This is a genomic window from Streptomyces vulcanius (genome assembly GCF_042653945.1).
Lineage (GTDB): Bacteria > Actinomycetota > Actinomycetes > Streptomycetales > Streptomycetaceae > Streptomyces > Streptomyces mangrovi.
In genome coordinates this window covers 236,758-255,591 of record NZ_JBHSFK010000007.1, presented here as the reverse complement: position 1 = coordinate 255,591, position 18,834 = coordinate 236,758, and the positions used below count along the sequence as shown (strand labels likewise).

Sequence of the window (18,834 nt, the reverse complement as noted above, 5' to 3'; positions counted from 1 at the left end):
GACTCCCCCGGCCGTCCCGGGCGCGGCTCGCTCGGGGCGCAGCCCTGGGTCAGCGTTCGCCGTCCACCTCGTCGCCCGTGATCAGCACCGTCCCGGCCGCAGCAGTCCTTGGAGTCAGGGTGAGGGTGATGCGTTGGGTCTCGGCGTGCGCGTACTTGCCGGAGGCCCCCGCGTCCACCACCCACAGGCGTACCTTCGCGTCGCCGCCGGCCTCCCGGGTGACCGCGACCGACGCCTCGACCTCCACCGGGCCGAGCTCGAAGCGCAGGACCTCGTCCTCGCCGTCCGCCAGAGCGGTGGTCAGCTGCTGCCTCAACTCGCGGATCATGTCGGCCAGTTCGATCATGTCGTCACCCAACTTCCCCTGTGAGGATGTGCCATGGCACCGTACTTGGCAGAGTCACCGGAGTCCCCGGAGTTCGCGACACCTACCGCGGCGGCGGAGGCAACCGCGGTGACCACGACCTCGCCGGGTTCGTGATCGAGACGCCCGATCCGGCCACGGCCGCCGCCCGGCTGAGCCGTCTCGTCGGTGTCCCGGTCGCCGCCGAGCACACCGTGGTGCCGCTGCCCGGCGGGCATGTGCACTTCGTCCCCGGCCCGGCCGACCGGATCACCGCACGAACGTCAGCGTCAGCACGGCCGCCAGGGCGACCACGGCCGCCGCGGCCCACGCCAGCGCCTTGACGCGCTCCCGGCTCGGGCGGCGGATCACTTCGATACCGCCGTCGTCACCGTTGCCGGGAAAGGCGTAGAACACGTGGTCCGGATCACCGGGGATCGTGACGCGGGCCACCGGGAGGCAGCGCAGGGTCACCCGGCGGCGGACCTCGCCGTCCCGCACGGCCAGGAGGGGGACCAGCCGCTCACGGTGGGCGTCCGCGACGAAGTCCGGGAGCTTCTCGGTGGCGGCCGTCAGTTCCGCGGTGCGCCACGCGCCCTTCCGCAGCCTGGTCAACGGCGGGTAGCCGGACGCCAGTTCGTCCGCGTCGGGGGTGTGCGTGACGACGCCCTCGGTCCAGACGGTGAAGACGCCGGTGCCGCCGCACTCCTCGTGCCGAAGGCGTTTCTGGCCCATGCACGCCTCGCAGGTGACCTGCCCCGCCCCCTGGCAGCGCGGGCACGGCACCTGGCGCTCACCCAGGCATCTCGGACACGCCACCTCGGGACGCCTACAGCGAGTGCACTCGGCCCGCTCCGCCGCGCCCTCCGGCCGGGATGCCGTACGCCTGACCCGGTGGGTGCGCGGGTGGCCTGTACCGTCGCACTCCCAGCACGCGTCGGGGCCGCCGCGGCACATGTCGCACTCGACGTGACGGTGGCAGGCGTGGCTGCCGGCGCCCTTGCACGCCTTGCAGTCCTTCCGGCCCTCCACACAGTCCCCGCACGCGACCTCGCCCAGGGACCCCTCCCGGATCAGCTCCGTCCGTTTCGGGGTGCCGGGGTCGGACGGTGGCGTGACCGGGTGCGCGACCAGGTCCGTGTACGTGGCGCGTTTCGCCAGGCCCCCGTGCACGGACCTGCCCCTGGCCCGCTGGTGGTACTCGTCCCGCCGCTCGATCGACCGTACGATCCCGCACTCGAACACCGACTGCCAGGACAGCGAGGCCGCGCCCGGAGCGGAGAGGCTCACCGCGATTCCGGGGCGGGAGACCCGCCGTTCGACCGCCTGGAGCATCTCTTCCTCGGAAGGTTCGGAAGGTGCCGTCGCCAACGCCGTTTCCCCTCGTCAGCAGGTGACACGAGGGTAGGAGCGCCTCGACATCACTACAAGAGGGCCGGGATCAGCAGGCGGTCGGCACGGTCGTGTCCGGGTCGCCGTCGAGGGCCGTGGCCGTGACCCAGCCCGTCCCGCCGTTGTCGCGCAGGAGTTGGACCCAGACGTCACTCGTCCGGCCGTGCGCGGTGACCTGCTCGCCGTGGCGCGAGCACAGCGCGTCGTACGTGAATCCCGCGGCGATACTGCTCACCCGGGCGCCGGCCGTGCTCGGTTCGGCGCGCAGCGGGGCGGAGGCCAGGCCCAGGACGGGCGTGGTGCCGGCGGGTGATGGGCTCGGTGAGGCGGGCGTATCCGTCGGAACAGGGCTAGGGGTAGGGCTCGTTGTCAGCTCCTCCGATGACGATGACGATGACGGCGACGGCGACGGCGAGAGCGGTGGCGCCACCACGAACACCGTCGCCACCCTGCGCTCGTCCGTCGTCACCCTGTCCCCCGCGCCCGGGACCCCGTCCGCGGCCGGTGGCAGCTGGATCTCGCCGCCCGGCACGGTCGTCGGGACGACCACCCGGGACACCGTGCCCTCGTCGGCGTCCGCCGATGTCTCCGACGCGTACTGCACGTTCAGGCAGACCCCCGCCAGTTCGGCGACCGTCTCCTCGACCGGGTCCCCCGTCGACACCTCCGGCAGTACGACCTCCAGGGCGCCGGAGCCCGCGCACGCGGACGCCGAGGCCGTCGGGACCGGGGTGTTCTGCGGGGTGTCGGAGATCTTCAGCCGGGTCACCTCGCCGGGGCCGGCGTCCGTGGCGTCGATGCGGAGCAGTCCGCCCTGCGCGGAGGCCAGGGACTGGCCGTCGAGTTCCGGTGCGACACGGCGATCGGTGCGGATCAGATATCCCGCCTCCACCAAACCCCCATTCGATTTCACATAGCGGAAGACCGCTGTGAGATATCCCTTGGGATTGACTTTGAACTGGTGTTCCACTCCCGCCTCGACGGAAAAGACCCCGATGGGCGTCGCAAACGACTTTCCCGTCGAGACGGTGAGGTTTCCCGAGGAGTCAAGGGTGAAGGTGACCGGCACGAAGGTGGGAGTGAACGAGACCGATGGTTTGGACTGTTCACAGCCCGCCGCACCGACCAGCACCAGCATCGACGTCATCACCAACGGCAGACAGAGCAGACGTATGCGCGCACGTTCCATGGTTCCCCCGAATTCCCAGACGCCCGTGCATGGTAGCGACGGAAATCCAGGGGGCACCAGATATTTGTCTTGATTTCGGCGACGGGCGCCGGATCACCCGGAACGCGGCTCCCGCACCACCACAGCTTCCCCTGGCGGAACAGAAACCGAGCCTCTTTCCGTCGGTTTTCCGGAAAGGAGTTCGACCGCGTCCGCCGCGACGGGGACTTCCGCTCCCCGCCCCGTGTGGTCGATCAGGAAGAGGTAGTCGGCGTCCGCACCCCGGCGCACCACGGCCTCCACGCCCCGGGGGACACCGGCGCGCACCGGTGCCACGCCGGCCTCCCCGCACACCCTCGCCAGCAGCGCCGTCAGCGTGTCCGGGTCGGGGAGCGTGGCGACGTACCACGCGACGCCCGCGCCGTAGCCGTGCCGGGTGATCGCCGGGACGCCGGCCAGCGGGCCGTCCGTGTACGACGACACCGCCTGCGCGCCGGCCAGACGTACCCGCTCCGACCACCACACGCCGCTGCCGCCGCCTTCCAGGGCCACCGTCTCGCCCGGCAGAAGGGGGAACAGTTCGTCGGTGCGGACGCCGAGCGTCTCGCGGAACGCTCCCGGGTAACCGCCCAGCCGCACATGGCAGTTCTCGTCCACCGCCCCGCTGTGGAAGCCGACCGCGAGGGTGCCGCCGCGTTCCGCGAAGGCGGTGAGGTTCGCGGCGCCGGCGTCGTCCACCAGGTAGAGGCTGGGGGCGAGGAGCAGCCGGTACGGCGACAGGTCCGCGTCCGGGCGTACGAAGTCCACCGCGACGCCCGCCCGCCACAGCGGCTCGTACCAGGAGCGCACCAGCTCCAGGTAGCGGAGTTCCGCGCTCGGTTGGGACGGCAGTTCCAGGGCCCAGCGGGCGTCCCAGTCCCAGACGATCGCCGTCTCGGCGGTGCCCGTGCTGCCGCGCACCTCCGCCAACGCCCTCAGATCCGCGCCCAGTCGGACCACGTCATGCCAGATCGCGCTGTCCGTGCCCGCGTGCGGCAGCATCGCCGAGTGCCACTGCTCGGCGCCCGCCCTCGCCGCCCGCCACTGGAAGTAGGCGATGCCGTCGGCGCCGCGTGCCACATGGGCGAGCGCGTTGCGGCGCAACTCACCCGCCGTTTTAGCCCTGTTGACGGGCTGCCAGTTCACCGCGCCCGTGGAGTGCTCCATCAGCAGCCACGGCCGCCCGCCCGCGAGGGAACGCACGAGATCGCCGCTCATCGCGATGTCGATCTCCGACTCGGGGTCGGTCGAGCGCAGGTAGTGGTCGTTGGAGATCACGTCCAACTCCGGTGCCCAGCGCCAGTAGTCGAGGGCGTCGAAGTTGTGCATCACCATGAAGTTGGTGGTGGCGGGGATGCCGGGGGCGGCTCCTCGCAGCACCTCCCGTTCCGCCGTGCACAGCGAGAGCAGTTCGTCGCTGCAGAAGCGGCGCCAGTCCAGACGGTGGGCCGGGTTCGGGACCGCGCCCGTCGCGCGGGGCGGGAGGATCTCGTCCCAGGAGTAGTACCACTGGCTCCAGAACGTCGTGCCCCAGGCCGCGTTCAGCGTCGCCAGGTCCTGGTACCTGGTCCGCAGCCAGCCGCGGAACGCCTCCGCGCTCGTGTCGCAGAAGCACTCCGCGTTGTGGCAGCCGTACTCGTTGTGGATGTGCCACATCACCACGGCGGGATGGCTGCCGTACCGGTCGCCGAGCGCCCGGGCGATGCGAAGGGCCGCCCTCCGGTACGCCGGGCTGCTCGGGCAGAACGTCTGACGGCTGCCGTACGACAGTCCGCGCCCGTCGCGGTCCACCGGGAGCGCCTCTGGGTGGGCCTTGAAGAACCAGGCCGGCGGGGCCGCCGTCGGGGTGGCCAGGTCAACGGCGATGCCGTGGGTGTGCAGGAGGTCCAGGATGCGGTCGAGGCGCGAGAAGTCGTACTCGCCCTCCGCCGGCTCCAGCAGCGCCCAGGAGAAGATGTTGACGCTGACCAGGTTCACCCCGGCCTCGCGCATCAGGCGTACGTCCTCGGCCCAGATCTCCTCCGGCCACTGCTCCGGGTTGTAGTCACCGCCGTACGCGATGCCGGGAATGCCGGGAACGCTGGGCTTGGTCATCGGTTCGGCTCCAAGAGGTCCTGAGAGAAGAGAGAAGGGCTCAGCCCTTGTTGGCGCCCAGGGTCAGGCCGCTGACGAACTGACGCTGGAGCACGAAGTACACGATCAGCGTGGGGATCGCGGTGAGCAGAGCACCCGCGGCGACCAGGTTGGGGTCGGTGAAGTACTGGCCGGAGAGGTTGTTCAGGGCCGAGGTGATCGGCATGTTCTCGCCGGTGGAGATCAGGACGATCGCCCAGAAGAAGTCGTTGTAGATCCAGATGGAGAGCAGGGTGGCGAGGGCGGCCATGGCCGGCTTGCACAGGGGGAGCACGATCTGCCAGTACAGGCGCCACACGGAGGCGCCGTCGACCAGGGCGGCCTCGGTCAGCTCGTGCGGGAGCGAGCGCATGTAGTTGCTCAGTACGAAGGCGCAGAACCCGGACTGGAACGCCACGTGGATCAGGACCAGGCCGAGCGCGGAGTCGTAGAGCTTGCCGCTCATGGTGATGCCGGGCAGGTCGATGAGCAGGTACAGCCGGTACAGCGGGGTGATGATCACCTGCTGCGGGAGCAGGTTGCCGGCCGTGAAGACCAGCAGCAGGAACAGGTTGACCCGGAAGTCGAAGCGGCTGACGTAGAACGCCACGCAGGAGGACAGGAACAGGGTCAGGAGCACCGCCGGGACCGCTATCAGGAGCGTGTTCCCGAAGTAGTGCAGCATGTCCGACTGCTGGAAGGCGTTGGTGAAGTTGTCCAGGCTGAGCTTGTCCGGCCAGGAGACATAGCCCTTGGCGCTGGTCTCGGAGTACGGGCGCAGGGCCGCGAACAGCGCCCAGAGGAGGGGCGCCAGCCAGGCCAGGGCCGTGACCACGAGGAAGGTGTGGAGGAGGATCCGGGCGGGGCGGACGGGTGTGCGCTTCTTGAAGGCGATGGTGCTCATGCGCTCCGCTCCTTCCGGAAGGTCGCGATCAGGTACGGGATGATCACGGCGAGGGAGATCACCAGGAGGACCACGGCGATCGCCGAGCCGTATCCGATGCGGCTGGACTCGCCGATGATGTTGTTGGTGACGAGGATGGAGAGCAGTTCCGTCCCCTGGGCGCCCTTGTTGAAGACGAAGACCAGGTCGAAGGCGCGCAGGGCCTCGATGATCGTCACCACGAGCACCACGGTGTTCGTGGGGCGCAGGGTGGGGAAGATGACGTTCTTGAACGTCTGCCACTCGTTCGCGCCGTCGAGCGCGGACGCCTCGCGCAGCGACGGGTCGACGCCCTTCAGACCGGCCAGGTAGAGGATCATCATGTAGCCGGTGTGCCGCCAGCAGGCGGCGACCAGGACGGCCCACAGGTTGAGGTTCGGGTCGCCGATCCAGTCGATGTAGTGGCCGGGCTTGTTGGCCCCGATGAGGCTGTTGATCAGACCCGTGTCGGGGTTGTAGACGAGCTGCCAGACGAATCCGGTGACCGCCAGTGACACCACGACCGGCAGGAAGAAGGCCGTCTGGTAGACCCGGCTGAAGCGGATCTTCTTGTCGAGCTGGATCGCGAGGAAGAGCCCGAGCGGGGTCGGGATCAGGATCAGGACCACGAACCAGATGACGTTGTGCTCTACGGCCGGCCAGAACTGCGGGTTGTTGGTGAACAGCTCCTTGAAGTTGTCCAGGCCGACCCACTTGATCGAGCCGAAGCCGATGCCGTCCCAGGTGGTGAAGGCGAGGGCGATCGAGGCGAGGGCGGTGAGCCAGACGAGGGCCACGTGCAGGACCGTGGGCACGCCGGCCATCAGGCCGAGCGTGAGCCGGTCCCGGCGGGTCAGCAGACGGCGGTGGCCCCGGGGGATCCGCTTGCTCGACGGCGCGGTGCCCGGAGGCGGCTCGGGGGCCGCCTCCGGGTGCTGGGTGCTGGTCTCCGTGGTCATGAGGACGCGAAGATCGTCTTCTTCTGGCGCTCGATCGAGGAGAGCAGGCTGTCGATCCCCTTGGGGTCGCGGACGAACTTCTGCAGCGCGGGCTGCATCACCGTGGAGGTGAAGTCGGGGCGGCTGTCGCGGTCCATGAACTGCGTGAGGTGCTTGGCGCCGCTGATCATCGCGTACGCCTTCTTCTGGATCGCGGTGTACGAGGACGTGTCGGCCTTGGAGGAGGCGGCGACGACGCTCGGGTCGGCCTTGAGGTAGATCGCCTCGGCCTCCGGCGTGCCCAGGTACTCCAGCAGCTTGACGGCGCCGTCCTTGTTCTTCGGGGCCTTGGACAGCATGAAGCCGTCGGTGGGGGCCTCGACGGTGTCCTGGCCGAACTCCGGGTTGATCTCGGGGAAGGCGAAGAAGTCGAGGTCGTCGAGGTCGGCCTGGCTGGTGAACTGCTGCGCGACGAACGTGCCCAGCAGGTACATGCCCGCCTTCTTGGAGACGAGGGTCTGGGCGGCGTCCTGCCAGGTACGGCCGACGGCGCCGTCCTGGTGGTACGGGAGGATCTCGGCCCAGTGGTCGAAGGCGGTCTTGACCTTGGCGTCGGTCCAGGAGGCCTTTCCGGCCATCAGCTCGACGTGGAAGTCGTAGCCGTTGGTGCGGAAGTTGATCTGGTCGAAGGTGCCGAGCGCGGGCCAGGCGTCCTTGTCGCCGAAGGCGATCGGGACCAGGCCGTCCTGCTTCATCTGCTTGCACAGGGCGACCAACTGGTCCCAGGTGGTGGGGACGGTGTAGCCGTGCTGCTGGAACACGCTCTTCCGGTAGAAGAGGGCCCAGGGGTACGTGTACAGCGGGACGAAGTAGTACTTGCCGTCCTGGCCCTTGCTGAGGGCCTTCATCGCGTCGGGGAAGTTGCCGCCGATCTTGTCCCAGACCTCGTCGATCGGGGTGGCGAGCTTCTTCGCGGCGAAGAACTGCATGCGGTAGCCAGCGAACCAGTTGAACACGTCGTCCGGGGTGCCCTGGAGGTAGGAGTTGATCTGCTCCTGGAACGTGTTGTGGTCCTTGGTGTTCACGTCGACCGCGACCCCGGACTGCTTCTTGAACGCCGCGTAGATCTCGGCGAACGCCTTCTTCGGCACCGCGTCGGACGCGTTGGAGCCGAGCGTGACGGTCTTCGCGTCGGTCGCGGTGCCGCTGCCGCCGCAGGCGGAGAGCAGCGGGATGCCGGCGCCGAGAACGGCGGCGCCGCCTATGCCGCGCAGCAGGGTGCGGCGGCTCGGGGAGGGGAGGGAGAGGTCGTGCATGAACGGCTCCTGACAGCGGGGTCCGATCGGGTGTCTGGCCGAAACAAGATCTCAATCGACCAGAAACCAACTTGACCGAACACGGGGTGGCGCAATAACAACCGCATGTCCACTTAGCCGTCAAGACTCGCCGGGTTCATTTCTCGAAATGTAACCCACGTAACGTGATCACCAATATGTCGGATATGTCACTGCCGACCGGGTCACTACCGCCCGAGTCACTGCCGCCCGCGCCCGCGGTGGCCCCGGCGCTGCGGCGCGCGCTCCCGGCCGTCCAGCTGGATCCAGAGCCGGATCTCCGTGCCGCCCAGGACCGAGGAGCCGATCCGGACGTCTCCGCCGGTGGACTCGGCGAGGCGGCGGACGATGTCCAGGCCGAGCCCGGTGGAACCGGCGGTGCCGGAGCCCCGGCCGCGGGCCATCGCGCGCTCGGGGTCGAGGATGCCGGGGCCCGCGTCGGAGACGAGGACGATCACCGCGTCCTCGCCGTTGTGCACGTCGACCGCGAAGGCGGTGCCCTCCGGGGTGTGCCGGAACACATTGCCCAGGAGGGCGTCCAGGGCGGCGGCGAGATCGGCGCGGGCCACCGGTATCCGGACCGGGCGGTCGACACCGGCCGTGCGCACCTTGCGGCCCTCGTCCTCCGCGAGCGCCGACCAGAACGCCATCCGCTCCCGGACCACCTCCGCCGCGTCGCACCCGGCGCCCGGACCGGCCGCGGCCGTCTGCGGCTTGGCCTCCCTCGCCGTGCGGATGATCGTGTCGACCTCGCGCTCCAGCTGGGCGACCGCCGTCCGGGTCTGCTCGGCGGCCGGGGAGTCGCCGAGGGAGGCCGCGTTGAGTCTCAACACCGTGAGCGGAGTGCGCAGGCGATGGGAGAGATCCGCCGCCAACTCCCGCTCGTTCGCCAGCAGTTGGACCACCTGGTCGGCCATCGAGTTGAACGCCACGGCCGCCAGGCGCAGTTCGTTCGGACCCTCCTCCGGGACCCGCGCCCCCAGCTTCCCCTCCCCCAGCTCGTGCGCACCCTCGACCAGTCGGCGCGCCGGCCGCACCATCCGTACGCCCAGCCGGTCGGCGACCGCCACCGAGCCGACGACCAGGGCGGCGCCGACCCCCGCGAGCACCGCCCACGCCGTGTCCACACCGTTGGTGACCTCGGACTCGGGGACGTACACCTCGATCACCACGGTCCCCAGGCTCAGCGCGACCGGCTGGAGCAGCGCGGAGCCGCCGGGCACCTCGGCGATGGAGGCGCGGCCCAGCCTCCGTACGGCGGCGATGTCGGCGTCGGTGGCGCGCGGCCGGCCCAGGTCGACGGCGGCCCGGCCGCCGCCCGCCGGTATGTGCACCGCCATGCCGTCGCCGGAGTCGGCCGAGGCGACGACCCGCTCCAACTGGTCCCGGTCGGTGGTGATGGACAGCGCGGGGACGACCACCGCCGCCTCCCGCTCGGCGTTGGAGAACGCGCGGTCGCGGGCCATCTCCCGGATCACCAGACCGAGCGGGACCGCGAAGGCGACCACCACCATCGTGGTGACGGCCAGACAGACCCTGACCAGCGCCCATCTCATGCCGACGGCCCTCCGTCACCCGGTGGTTCGAGCTTCACGCCCACCCCGCGCAGGGTGTGCAGATAGCGCGGCCGGGCCGCCGTCTCACCCAACTTCCGCCGCAGCCACGACAGATGGACGTCGATGGTCTGGTCGTCGCCGTACGACTGCTGCCACACCTCGGCGAGCAGTTCCCGGCGCGCCACGACCACACCGGGGCGGCCGGCCAGGAAGGTCAGCAGGTCGAACTCCCGGCGGGTGAGGTCGAGTCGGGCGCCGTCCAGCTCGGCCTGGCGGCGCAGCGGGTCGACGGTGAGGCCGCCGACGCGGAGCACCGGCGAGGGCGGCGGGGCGTCTCCGGTACCGGACCGCCGGGACCGTCGTAGGACCGCCGCCATCCGGGCCGACAGGTGCTCCACCGAGAACGGCTTGGTCAAGTAGTCGTCCGCGCCCGCGTTGAGCAGCCGGACGATCTCCGTCTCGTCGTCGCGCGCGGTGGCGATGATGACCGGCACGTCGGTGATGCCGCGCAGCATCTTCAGGGCCTCGGAGCCGTCCAGGTCGGGCAGTCCGAGGTCAAGGACCACCACGTCGAAAGGGAAGTGGGCGACCTCGCGCAGCGCCTCCAGCGCCGTACCGACGCTGCGCACCAGGTGCGAGGCGTCGGTCAGATGCCGGATGAGCGCCGAGCGTACGAACTGGTCGTCCTCGACCACGAGCACACTTGCCATGCGCCGCACCGTACGCCATGCGTTCGAGCCCGGTCGGGGCCTGTGGACAACTCCCCGTCTGTGGACAACCGGTACCCCCGCAGGGGGACATCCGCGGGGCGGGTGCGGCAGGATGACGCGCTATGCGGAGCGCACTCCTACACGTACTGGCCTGGTCGCTCGCCACCGGCGCGGCGGTCACGCTGTCGTGGTGGGGCGTCCACACGGTCATGGCGGGCACCGTCTACGACCCTCCGCGCGCCCTTCCGCTGACGGTGAGTGAGACCGGCTCGGCCACGCCGGAGACCGGGACACCGCCTCCGCCGAGCGGCAGCCCGTCGCCGTCGTCGACTCCGGCCCCGCCGCCGTCCCCCACGGCCTCCAGGAGCCGCACGCCCGTCACCCCTGTCTCTCCCACCCCCTCCGGCACGGTCACGAGCACGGTCAGGAGCACGGTCAGGAGCTACGACACCGACGGCGGCCGGGTCGTCCTCGACCTCGCGGAGTCGTACGCGACCCTCGTGTCCGCCACGCCGGGCACGGGCTGGTCGGTGCAGGTGTGGAAGACGGAGTCGTGGATCCGGGTGGACTTCGCCTCGGGCGCGGACCGGGTGACGGTCTTCTGCACCTGGCACGACGGCCCGCCCCGGGTCGACGTACAGAACTACTGAGGACGGCTGGCTACTGAGGACGGCTGGCTACTACCGGAAGACCGAAGGCGGAGGTGCCGGTGACGCCACCGCCGACGCGTCCGCGACCGGTGTCGCGCCACCCGTGAAGTCGGTCAGCGTCCTGCCGTGCTCGACCCGGCCGGGGTGTGGGTCGGAGGCCGCCCGGCGGGTCAGTTCGGCGAGGGGCAGCGGCAGGTCGGAGGCGACGAGGACGGCGTTGCCGAAGCGTTTCCCCCGCAGCACCGTCGGGTCGGCGACCAGCGCGAGTTCGGCGAAGCGGGCGGCGGCGGTGGCGATCTGGCCGCGCAGGTGGGAGAGCGGCGGGCCGTCGGCGACGTTGGCCGCGTAGCAGCCGCCCGGCTTCAGCGCCCTGCGGACCTCGTCGAGGAACTCGGTCGAGGTGAGGTGGGCGGGGGTCCGGGCGCCGCTGAACACATCGGCGATCACGAGGTCGGCCCAGCCGTCGGGCACCTTGCCGAGGCCCTCCCGCGCGTCCATGGACCGGACTCGGATCCTGGCGCCCGGGTCGAGCGGCAGCTCGCGGCGTACCAGTTGGACGAGGGCCGCGTCCCGCTCGACGACCTGCTGGGTGGAGCGGGCGCGGGTGGCGGCGACGTACCGGGTGAGGGTGAAGGCGCCTCCCCCGAGGTGCACGGCGTGGATCGGCCGGCCGGGCGGGGCGACGAGGTCGACGACATGGCCGAGGCGGCGCTGGTACTCGAAGGAGAGGTACGCCGGGTCGTCGAGGTCGACGTGCGACTGCGGGGCGCCGTCGATCAGCAGCGTCCAGGCCCGCGCCCGGTCCCGGTCGGGCAGCAGCTGCGCGAGCCCGCCGTCGACGGTCTCCACGACGTCTGCGGCGTCGGCGTTCCGCTCGCGCCGACTGCTCCGGGACTTTGCCGACTTTGCCATGGAGGCATCTTCGCAGGCGGCTTCACCACCTCACTACTGGCAGCTGTCCGCCGCCTCGATCATCCGGGCCGCCTCGCCCAGCGCGCGCCGCAGCACCGCCGGATCCGTCGCGAGGTCGGCCTCGCCGGGCGGCACGAGCCAGTCCGAGCCCCCGGCCGGCGGCTCGGGGACGAGTCTCAGTCCCCGCCCGTCGGTCTCCGTACAGACGCTCCCGGGTACGTCCCAGGCCGCCGCGGTGCCCGGCGGCACGACGAAGCCGAGCGTGCCGTGCCCGTCGTCGTGCAGGACGGGGCCCACCGCGTCCCCGGCGCCCCGGCGCAGGATGTCGACGGCCTCCAGCCCCTGCCGGGTCGGCACCGTCACGAGGTCGCACCCCGCAGCCGACGGCAGGGCCGTCACCCACGGTGTAGAAGGAACGTTGCTCTGGCTGGTCCCCATTCCGGCCTCCACCGCGCAGCCCGCCCTGTAGTCCGAAGCATTCAACGCGTCACGCCGTCAACGGCTACGGCGGAAGTCCGCCGCAAAGGATGGCAGTTCATGGCAGATCCCGGATGAGATATCCGGTTTGTAGCCAAACACCGCATGGCGGCCCGACGGCAACAGGTACGTTCTTGCCGCCGGACATCAGGGTGATCACCTCGGAAAATCGGTTGAGTCGCCCCGATCCCGGCATGGTTCGACGGTTCGCACGAGAGGACCCGGCCATGGCGTCGTCAACGGTGACCCCACCCCGGCCCAACCGGCCACCACGGCCCAACCTCGCCTTCCGGCATCTGCGTGGACAGCGCTCGCCTGCCGAGTTCGCCGCGCTGGTACGGCGTGCCGCGCGCGAGATCGGCGAGCGGGTCAGCTGTGACGCGCGCTACATCGGGCGGGTCGAGGCGGGAGAGATCCGCTGCCCCAACTACGCGTACGAGCGGGTGTTCCTGCACATGTTCCCCGGCCGCACGCTCATCGACCTGGGGTTCGCGCCCCGCGCGTCCGTACGTGGACGTGGGGCGCGCGCCGCCGAGGACGCACCCCGCGTGCACACCACGAACCCCGCGCGCACCACCGGTGCGACGCAGGGGGCGGGTGAGACGCGCGGGGCGCACGAGCCGTATGACACGCAGAACCCGTACGACACGCACCACAACCACGAGGAGAGCGACGTGCTGCGTCGCGCATTCATTTCCGGCGGAGGCGCCACCGTGGCCGCCGCCGCCTCGCTGGGCCCCCTGGGGCTCACCACCGGCGCCGCGGCGGCGGAACGCCCCGTGCGCCGCGTCGGGGCGAGCGAGGCGGGCGCCCTCGAAGAAGCGGTCCGCAGGATCCGGCTGCTGGACGACCGGCACGGCGCCGACGGCCTCTACCGGCGCGCCGCCGCGCCGCTGCGTGCGGCCTACGCGCTCCTTGACGCCGGTACGACCCGGCAGACCACCGTCGACCGGCTGCACTCGGGCGCCGGGGAACTCGCGATCTCCGTGGGCTGGCTGGCACACGACTCGGGCCGCTTCGACGACGCCCGCTCCCACTACGCGGAGGCGCTGGCGACGGCCCGGGTGACCGGGGACCATGCGCTGGAGGCGCACGCCTTCTGCAATACCGCGTTCCTCGCGCGCGACGCCGGGCGCCCCCGCGAGGCGGTGCGCGCCGCGCAGGCCGCGCAGCGGGTCGCGCGGCCGCTCGGGTCGCACCGGCTGATGTCGTTGCTGGCGTTGCGGGAGGCGGGGGGCTGGGCGGGGCTCGCCGACCGCGCGGGCTGCGAACAGGCACTCGCGCGTGCGCACGCCTTGTACGTGCGCGGGGGCTCGGACGCCGATCCCGAGTGGATGAGCTTCTACGGCGAGGCCGAGTTGGAGGGGCTGGAGGCGCAGTGCTGGTCCACGCTGGGGGACTGGCAGCGGGCGGCGCGGCATGCGGGGCGGGCGGCCGAGCTGCAGGATCCGCACTTCACTCGGAACATCGCGCTGTACACGGCCGAGCTCGCGGATGATCTGGCTCGGGGTGGGCGGCCGGACGAGGCGGCTGTGGCGGGGTTGCGGGTGTTGGATCTTCTGGACCAGGTGCAGTCTTCCCGGGTGCAGGGGATGTTGGCGGGGACTGCCCGGGTGCTGCTGCCGCATCGGCGGGCGGGCGGGGTTTCGGCGTTCCTGGAGCGGCACGCGTCTTCGCCTCGGGGTGTGTAGAGCGTGCCCGGGGTGGGCGCAGCCAAAAGGTCTTCAGGGGCGCGGGGAACTGCGCGACCAGCCCACGACGGGCCGCAGCCGGCGGACTACATGAGGTGGCCCACGTCGTTCCAGTTCTCGATCGCCGGTTCGCCGTAGGCCCAGCTCAGGGTTGACAGGGAGGTCGGGTTCAGGCGGATGCGGGAGGCGAAGTCCAGGGGGAGGGCCAGCCAGCGGGCGGCTATCGAGCGGAGGATGTGGCCGTGGGCGAAGATCAGGACGTCTCGGTCGGCGGAGTGGGCCCAGGCGACGATCTCGTCCGCGCGGGCGGTGATCTCGGCGAGGGTCTCGCCCTCGGGGACGCCGTCGCGCCAGATGAGCCAGCCGGGGCGGATCGCCTGGATGTCGGCGGGGGTCAGGCCCTCGTACGCGCCGTAGTCCCACTCCATCAGCGTGTCCCAGGGGGTGGCCCGGTCGCCGAAGCCGGCGAGTTCGCAGGTCTCACGCGCGCGTGCGAGGGGGCTGGTCCGTATCTCCACGTCCGGGAGGCCGTCGAAGGGCGCGCGGTGCAGTCGCTCGCCGAGCAGTTTGCCGCCGCGGCGGCCCTCGTCCAGGAGGGGCACGTCGGTCCTGCCGGTGTGCTTGCCGGACAGTGACCACTCCGTCTGTCCGTGCCGGGCCAGCAGGATGCGCGGTGCCATGGGGGACCTTTCCGGGGAAACCCTGACCGAGACAGGGGAGAAATCGGAGGCGGGGCCCTTCCATCATCGCTCACCCTGAAGTGGGGCAACCCGCCGGGCGATCTCGGCGTCTTTGAGGGCCGGGGGCACTCCGAGCAGGCGTCCGAGTCCGCCGTAAAGTGGCACGTCCCGCGCCATCGGCGCCGCAGCGACAAAAGCGATCAAGAGCACCGAGAGCACCAAGAGCGTCGAGAGCGTTCAAGAGCGAGAAGAAGGGGGAGGATCGGATGCCGCAGACCGAGACACCTGGCACCGAGGCGGCCCCGCGGACGCGGCTGCGCTGGTGGACGGAGCTGCCACTGATCCTGCTGGTGTACGCCTGCTACTCGGCGGGCCGGCTGCTCGCGCGGGGTGACGTCTCGACGGCAGTCGACCACGGGCTGACGATCCTGCGGATCGAGAAGTTCCTCCACATCAACGCCGAGCACCCGCTGAACCGGCTGTTCACGCGCGAGGTGTGGCTCGGCGTCCCGGCCGACTTCTGGTACGCGTCGCTGCACTACGTGGTCACGCCCGCGATCCTGATCTGGCTGTTCCGCTCCCGCGCCGTGCAGTACAGGGCGGCCCGCACCTGGCTGATGACATCGACCTTCATAGGTCTCATCGGATTCACGCTGATGCCCACCTGCCCGCCCCGTCTGCTGGCGGACGGGCACGGCTTCGTGGACACGATGGCGCAGTACAGCTCGTACGGCTGGTGGGGCGGCCAGGCGAGCGCGCCGCGCGGGCTGGGCGGTATGACCAACCAGTACGCGGCGATGCCGAGTCTGCACGTGGGCTGGGCCCTGTGGTGCGGTGTCGTGCTGTGGCGGCACGGTGGCACCCGGCTGACGAAGGTGGCCGCCGTGCTCTACCCGCTGCTGACGACGATCGTGGTCATGGGCACCGCGAACCACTACTTCCTGGACGCGGTCGCGGGTGCCGCCGTGATGGGCGTGGGTCTGCTTCTCGCGCCGCTCGTGATGCGCGCGGCGGACCGGTTCCGGGTGGCGTTCGCGGCGCGGTTCGTCTTCGCCCCGGGCGCCTCTCGTGGCGCAACCGCCTCGATTGTCAGTGGCGGATGCCAGACTTCGACGGGTGAACGAATTCCACGGCAGCGCGAGTCACGGTTCGGAGCGGGAACCGAACCGGGTGCCTCCCCCTCGGACGCGGGGGACGGCGCTCCGGCAGCGGCTCGCTGACCTGCGCGGCCCCGACGTACCGGCCAAGGCGCTGGACGCCCGTGCCCTCGCGGCGCTCGCCGCGAACCCGGGCTGCAAGCGGCGTGCGATCCTCGACGGCGCCGGGGTGAACAAGGCGGCGCTGGCCGGTGCGCTGGGCTCCCCGTCGGCCTTCGGACAGTCCCAGTTCGCCCTGACCCGCGGCAACGCGTTCGAGGCGAAGGTGAAGGCGGACGGCGGCGCGGAGCTGCTGCGGCTGGTGCACGAGAGACTGGACCCGCGCGCCGAGCCGCCCGTCTCCGCGAGCCTCCCCGACCTGACCGCGTCCGGCCCCGAAGGCCGCACGGCGCGTACGGCGCTGGCGCTGCGCGAGGCCACCGAGCAGGCCCTCGGCACCTGGACGCTGCTCGACCACCCGATGCTGGCCCTCGAGGTCGCCGGCTCCCCGGCGTTCCTGGAGCCGGACGCGGTGGTGGTGCACCCGGACGGCGGGTGGACGGTCGTGGAGATCAAGTCCTTCCCGATGCTGGACGGTTCGGCGGACCCGGCGAAGGTCGGCGCGGCGGCCCGCCAGGCCGCGGTCTACGTCCTCGCCCTCGAAGAGGTCGCCGCCCGGCTCGACCCACCGCCGAAGGTCCGCCACCGCGTGCTCCTGGTCTGCCCCAAGGACTTCTCCAACCTGCCCACCGCGTCCGCCGTGGACGTCCGCAAGCAGCGCGCGGTCACCAGCCGCCAGCTGGCCCGCCTCACCCGCATCCAGGACATCGCCGACGCCCTCCCCGAGGGCACCTGCTTCTCCCCCGAGCTGCCCGCCGAGCAGCTCACGGCGGCCGTGGAGTCCGTCGCGGCGACGTACGCGCCCGAGTGCCTGGCCGCGTGCGAGCTGGCGTTCCACTGCCGGGACCGCTCCCGCGCGGCCGGCGCGGTGACCACTCTGGGCCGCTCGGTCCGCGCCGACCTCGGCGCGCTGACCACGGTCGAGGACGTCCTGGCCGCCGCGAACGGGACGGCCGGAGACCCCGACGATCCGGCGGTCGCCGCCCTGCGCCGGGCCGCGCGGCTGCGCGCCGAGGCGCTCCACGACGCCGGCACTCTCCCCGCCCTGGGGGCGATGTGTCGCTGATCGCCACCCTCGCCCGTCTCGAGGCCGTCAACTCCGGCCGCGCGCAGCCCACCGCCACCGTCCGGCACCGGCATCTCTCCGACCGCCCGCTGGTCTTCGTGCCGCTGACCACCGCCGGTGAGGCGGGCGCCCCGCTCGGCGCACTGGTCGGCACCGACCGGGACACACCGCGCCTGCTGGCCGTACCGCAGCCGCGCGACCGCGACCTGAGGTTCGCGTTCCTGGCCGAACTGGCCGATGTGGTCCTGCCGTACATCGACTCCTACGCGGACGCCGTGGAGGCCGCCGAGCGCAACGAGACCGATCCGGAGACCGGCAAGCGCGTCAAGGTCGAGGTCGAGCTGTGCGCCGACGCGCCCCAGCTGATCGTCCCGAGCCGCGCGGGCGTCGACTACGTCCGTCTGCTGGGCCGCTCCACGCGCTTCCGGCGTACGGCGGAGCAGGACCCGGAGTCGCCGCATCCCGCTCCCCCACATGTGCCGCTGCTGGGCCGGTGGCTGACGCACTTCGGGGAGCGGGCGCGTGTCCCCGGGTCGTCGCTGCTGCTCGCGCTGACGGAGGTGCTGGGCCGGCACTGGGCGACCGGGCAGTCCAGCCTGGAGGACCAGCACCTGGGGGCGCTGCTCGCCTGGCTCGACCCGCCGGAGGGCGAGAGCGGCGTCCGCGCGGCGCAGTGGGCGGAGCTGGCCCGGGACGCGGACGGCCAGTTGCGGTGCCCGCCGGCCGGTCCGGCGACCGACCCGGCGTTCGACAACAAGCTGCTCGCCCCCGCCATCGAGCGCTACGACCGCGCGCGTACCGCCCTGGCCGCCGCCGAGGACGGCCTGGAGGCCGACGACCGGCTGGGCGCGCTGACGGCCGCCGAGCGGGAGGTCCACGAGCTGGTGCGCAGCCGCACCCTGCCGACCTGGCAGGCGGTGTGGCGGGGCCTGGACCTGCTGCGGGAGCTGCCCGAGGGCGCGCATGTCGAGGAGCGGTGGACACGCGACCGCTGGTCGTTCACCGGCCACCGGGACCGGGTGACGGCGGGCGAGCCGCCGCAGCCGCGCCGTGACGACGCGGTGACGGCGGCCAACAAGCTGGCCACGCGCGAGCGTGAACAGGCCCGGCTCGAGGCCCAGGAGGCGCTGGACGACCCGCTGGTGATGGCGGGGCGGCGGCTGGCCGGGGAGGCGTTCGCGGGCGAGGTCATCGACGTGGTCATGGCGTACAGCGAGAGCAAGCGGCCGAGCCCGCGCCCGCTGGTCACCGTACGGACGGACGACCGGCCGCAGCTCGCGGAGCGGGCGAAGGCGTACCGGTCGCTGGGCGGGAAGCCGCAGGCGGCGGAGTTCGTGGAGCAGGCGGCGGAGGGGGTGCTGGTGCTGCGGATCGTCGACAGGATGGGCCGTGGCAAGGAGCCGGAGGCCGGGTCCGTGCCCGAGAAGGGCGACCGGCTGTGCTTCACGCTCTTCGAGCACGAGCAGCGCGGCGGCGCGAAGCTGCCCGACCCGGAGGAGACGCCGTGGACGCACGGTGGCCCGCCCGGCGAGCAGGTGCCCGAAGCCCCCGACTCCGTCACCCAGGAGGATCTGCTGTGACACCCCCT

18 protein-coding genes are annotated in these 18,834 nt (G+C 71.6%); 5 read left to right on the top strand and 13 right to left on the bottom strand.

Annotation, left to right across the window (positions count from 1 at the left end):
* Positions 1-49: 49 nt before the first annotated feature.
* From ACFPIH_RS13440 to ACFPIH_RS13395, 10 genes are all read right to left on the bottom strand, one after another.
* On the bottom strand, positions 50-346 hold the full coding sequence (locus ACFPIH_RS13440; protein WP_381170398.1) for a trypco2 family protein: 297 nt from the start codon (positions 344-346) through the stop codon (positions 50-52).
* Positions 343-582 (bottom strand): hypothetical protein, encoded by a 240-nt coding sequence (locus tag ACFPIH_RS13435; RefSeq protein WP_381170396.1) that lies wholly within the window; start codon positions 580-582, stop codon positions 343-345. Before ACFPIH_RS13435 ends, ACFPIH_RS13440 begins: the two co-directional genes overlap by 4 nt.
* A 31-nt stretch (positions 583-613) precedes the next feature.
* Positions 614-1,678 carry a hypothetical protein gene (locus ACFPIH_RS13430; RefSeq protein WP_385876805.1) on the bottom strand — a complete coding sequence of 355 codons (1,065 nt, stop codon included), beginning with the start codon at positions 1,676-1,678 and terminating at the stop codon, positions 614-616.
* A 106-nt stretch (positions 1,679-1,784) separates the two neighbouring features.
* On the bottom strand, positions 1,785-2,924 hold the full coding sequence (locus ACFPIH_RS13425; RefSeq protein WP_381170392.1) for an SH3 domain-containing protein: 1,140 nt from the start codon (positions 2,922-2,924) through the stop codon (positions 1,785-1,787).
* A gap of 93 nt (positions 2,925-3,017) precedes the next feature.
* Positions 3,018-5,036, bottom strand: coding sequence for a beta-galactosidase (locus tag ACFPIH_RS13420; protein WP_381170390.1), 2,019 nt, complete (start codon positions 5,034-5,036; stop codon positions 3,018-3,020).
* A 40-nt stretch (positions 5,037-5,076) separates the two neighbouring features.
* The gene (locus ACFPIH_RS13415) at positions 5,077-5,958 is read right to left on the bottom strand and encodes a carbohydrate ABC transporter permease (RefSeq protein ID WP_381170388.1); all 882 of its coding nucleotides are present in this window, start codon (positions 5,956-5,958) and stop codon (positions 5,077-5,079) included.
* Complete coding sequence (locus tag ACFPIH_RS13410; protein ID WP_381170386.1) at positions 5,955-6,935, bottom strand: carbohydrate ABC transporter permease; 981 nt, start codon at positions 6,933-6,935, stop codon at positions 5,955-5,957. Before ACFPIH_RS13410 ends, ACFPIH_RS13415 begins: the two co-directional genes overlap by 4 nt.
* Positions 6,932-8,230 carry an ABC transporter substrate-binding protein gene (locus tag ACFPIH_RS13405; RefSeq protein WP_381170384.1) on the bottom strand — a complete coding sequence of 433 codons (1,299 nt, stop codon included), beginning with the start codon at positions 8,228-8,230 and terminating at the stop codon, positions 6,932-6,934. The genes ACFPIH_RS13410 and ACFPIH_RS13405 overlap by 4 nt, the downstream gene beginning before the upstream one ends.
* 218 nt (positions 8,231-8,448) lie before the next feature.
* Positions 8,449-9,804: a sensor histidine kinase gene (locus ACFPIH_RS13400; RefSeq protein ID WP_381170382.1), complete on the bottom strand. Its 1,356-nt coding sequence runs from the start codon at positions 9,802-9,804 to the stop codon at positions 8,449-8,451.
* Entirely contained in the window at positions 9,801-10,514 is a 714-nt protein-coding gene (locus ACFPIH_RS13395) for a response regulator transcription factor (RefSeq protein WP_381170380.1), read from the bottom strand. Before ACFPIH_RS13395 ends, ACFPIH_RS13400 begins: the two co-directional genes overlap by 4 nt.
* 122 nt (positions 10,515-10,636) lie before the next feature.
* Between ACFPIH_RS13395 and ACFPIH_RS13390 the strand changes: the two genes are divergently transcribed.
* The gene (locus tag ACFPIH_RS13390; protein WP_381170378.1) at positions 10,637-11,164 is read left to right on the top strand and encodes a hypothetical protein; all 528 of its coding nucleotides are present in this window, start codon (positions 10,637-10,639) and stop codon (positions 11,162-11,164) included.
* 30 nt (positions 11,165-11,194) lie between these two features.
* On the opposite strand, the gene ACFPIH_RS13385 is transcribed toward ACFPIH_RS13390, so the two are convergent.
* Together ACFPIH_RS13385 and ACFPIH_RS13380 are read right to left on the bottom strand one after the other, a co-directional pair.
* Complete coding sequence (locus ACFPIH_RS13385; RefSeq protein WP_381170376.1) at positions 11,195-12,076, bottom strand: spermidine synthase; 882 nt, start codon at positions 12,074-12,076, stop codon at positions 11,195-11,197.
* Positions 12,077-12,109: 33 nt separating this feature from the next.
* Entirely contained in the window at positions 12,110-12,514 is a 405-nt protein-coding gene (locus ACFPIH_RS13380) for a hypothetical protein (protein ID WP_381170374.1), read from the bottom strand.
* A gap of 266 nt (positions 12,515-12,780) precedes the next feature.
* Here ACFPIH_RS13380 and ACFPIH_RS13375 point away from each other — a divergent pair, with 266 nt between their 5' ends.
* The gene (locus ACFPIH_RS13375; RefSeq protein WP_381170372.1) at positions 12,781-14,244 is read left to right on the top strand and encodes a tetratricopeptide repeat protein; all 1,464 of its coding nucleotides are present in this window, start codon (positions 12,781-12,783) and stop codon (positions 14,242-14,244) included.
* 86 nt (positions 14,245-14,330) lie between these two features.
* Here the strand turns inward: ACFPIH_RS13375 and ACFPIH_RS13370 are convergent, their stop codons facing one another.
* On the bottom strand, positions 14,331-14,924 hold the full coding sequence (locus ACFPIH_RS13370) for a histidine phosphatase family protein (RefSeq protein ID WP_381170370.1): 594 nt from the start codon (positions 14,922-14,924) through the stop codon (positions 14,331-14,333).
* A 266-nt stretch (positions 14,925-15,190) separates the two neighbouring features.
* On the opposite strand from ACFPIH_RS13370, the gene ACFPIH_RS13365 reads away from it, so the two are divergent.
* Genes ACFPIH_RS13365 through ACFPIH_RS13355 form a run of 3 tightly spaced genes read left to right on the top strand, consistent with a single transcriptional unit; the run spans position 15,191 to position 18,826 of the window.
* Complete coding sequence (locus ACFPIH_RS13365; RefSeq protein WP_381170368.1) at positions 15,191-16,144, top strand: phosphatase PAP2 family protein; 954 nt, start codon at positions 15,191-15,193, stop codon at positions 16,142-16,144.
* The gene (locus tag ACFPIH_RS13360; protein ID WP_381170366.1) at positions 16,095-17,246 is read left to right on the top strand and encodes a hypothetical protein; all 1,152 of its coding nucleotides are present in this window, start codon (positions 16,095-16,097) and stop codon (positions 17,244-17,246) included. The genes ACFPIH_RS13365 and ACFPIH_RS13360 overlap by 50 nt, the downstream gene beginning before the upstream one ends.
* The gene (locus tag ACFPIH_RS13355; protein ID WP_381170364.1) at positions 17,237-18,826 is read left to right on the top strand and encodes a hypothetical protein; all 1,590 of its coding nucleotides are present in this window, start codon (positions 17,237-17,239) and stop codon (positions 18,824-18,826) included. The genes ACFPIH_RS13360 and ACFPIH_RS13355 overlap by 10 nt, the downstream gene beginning before the upstream one ends.
* Positions 18,827-18,834: the final 8 nt, after the last annotated feature.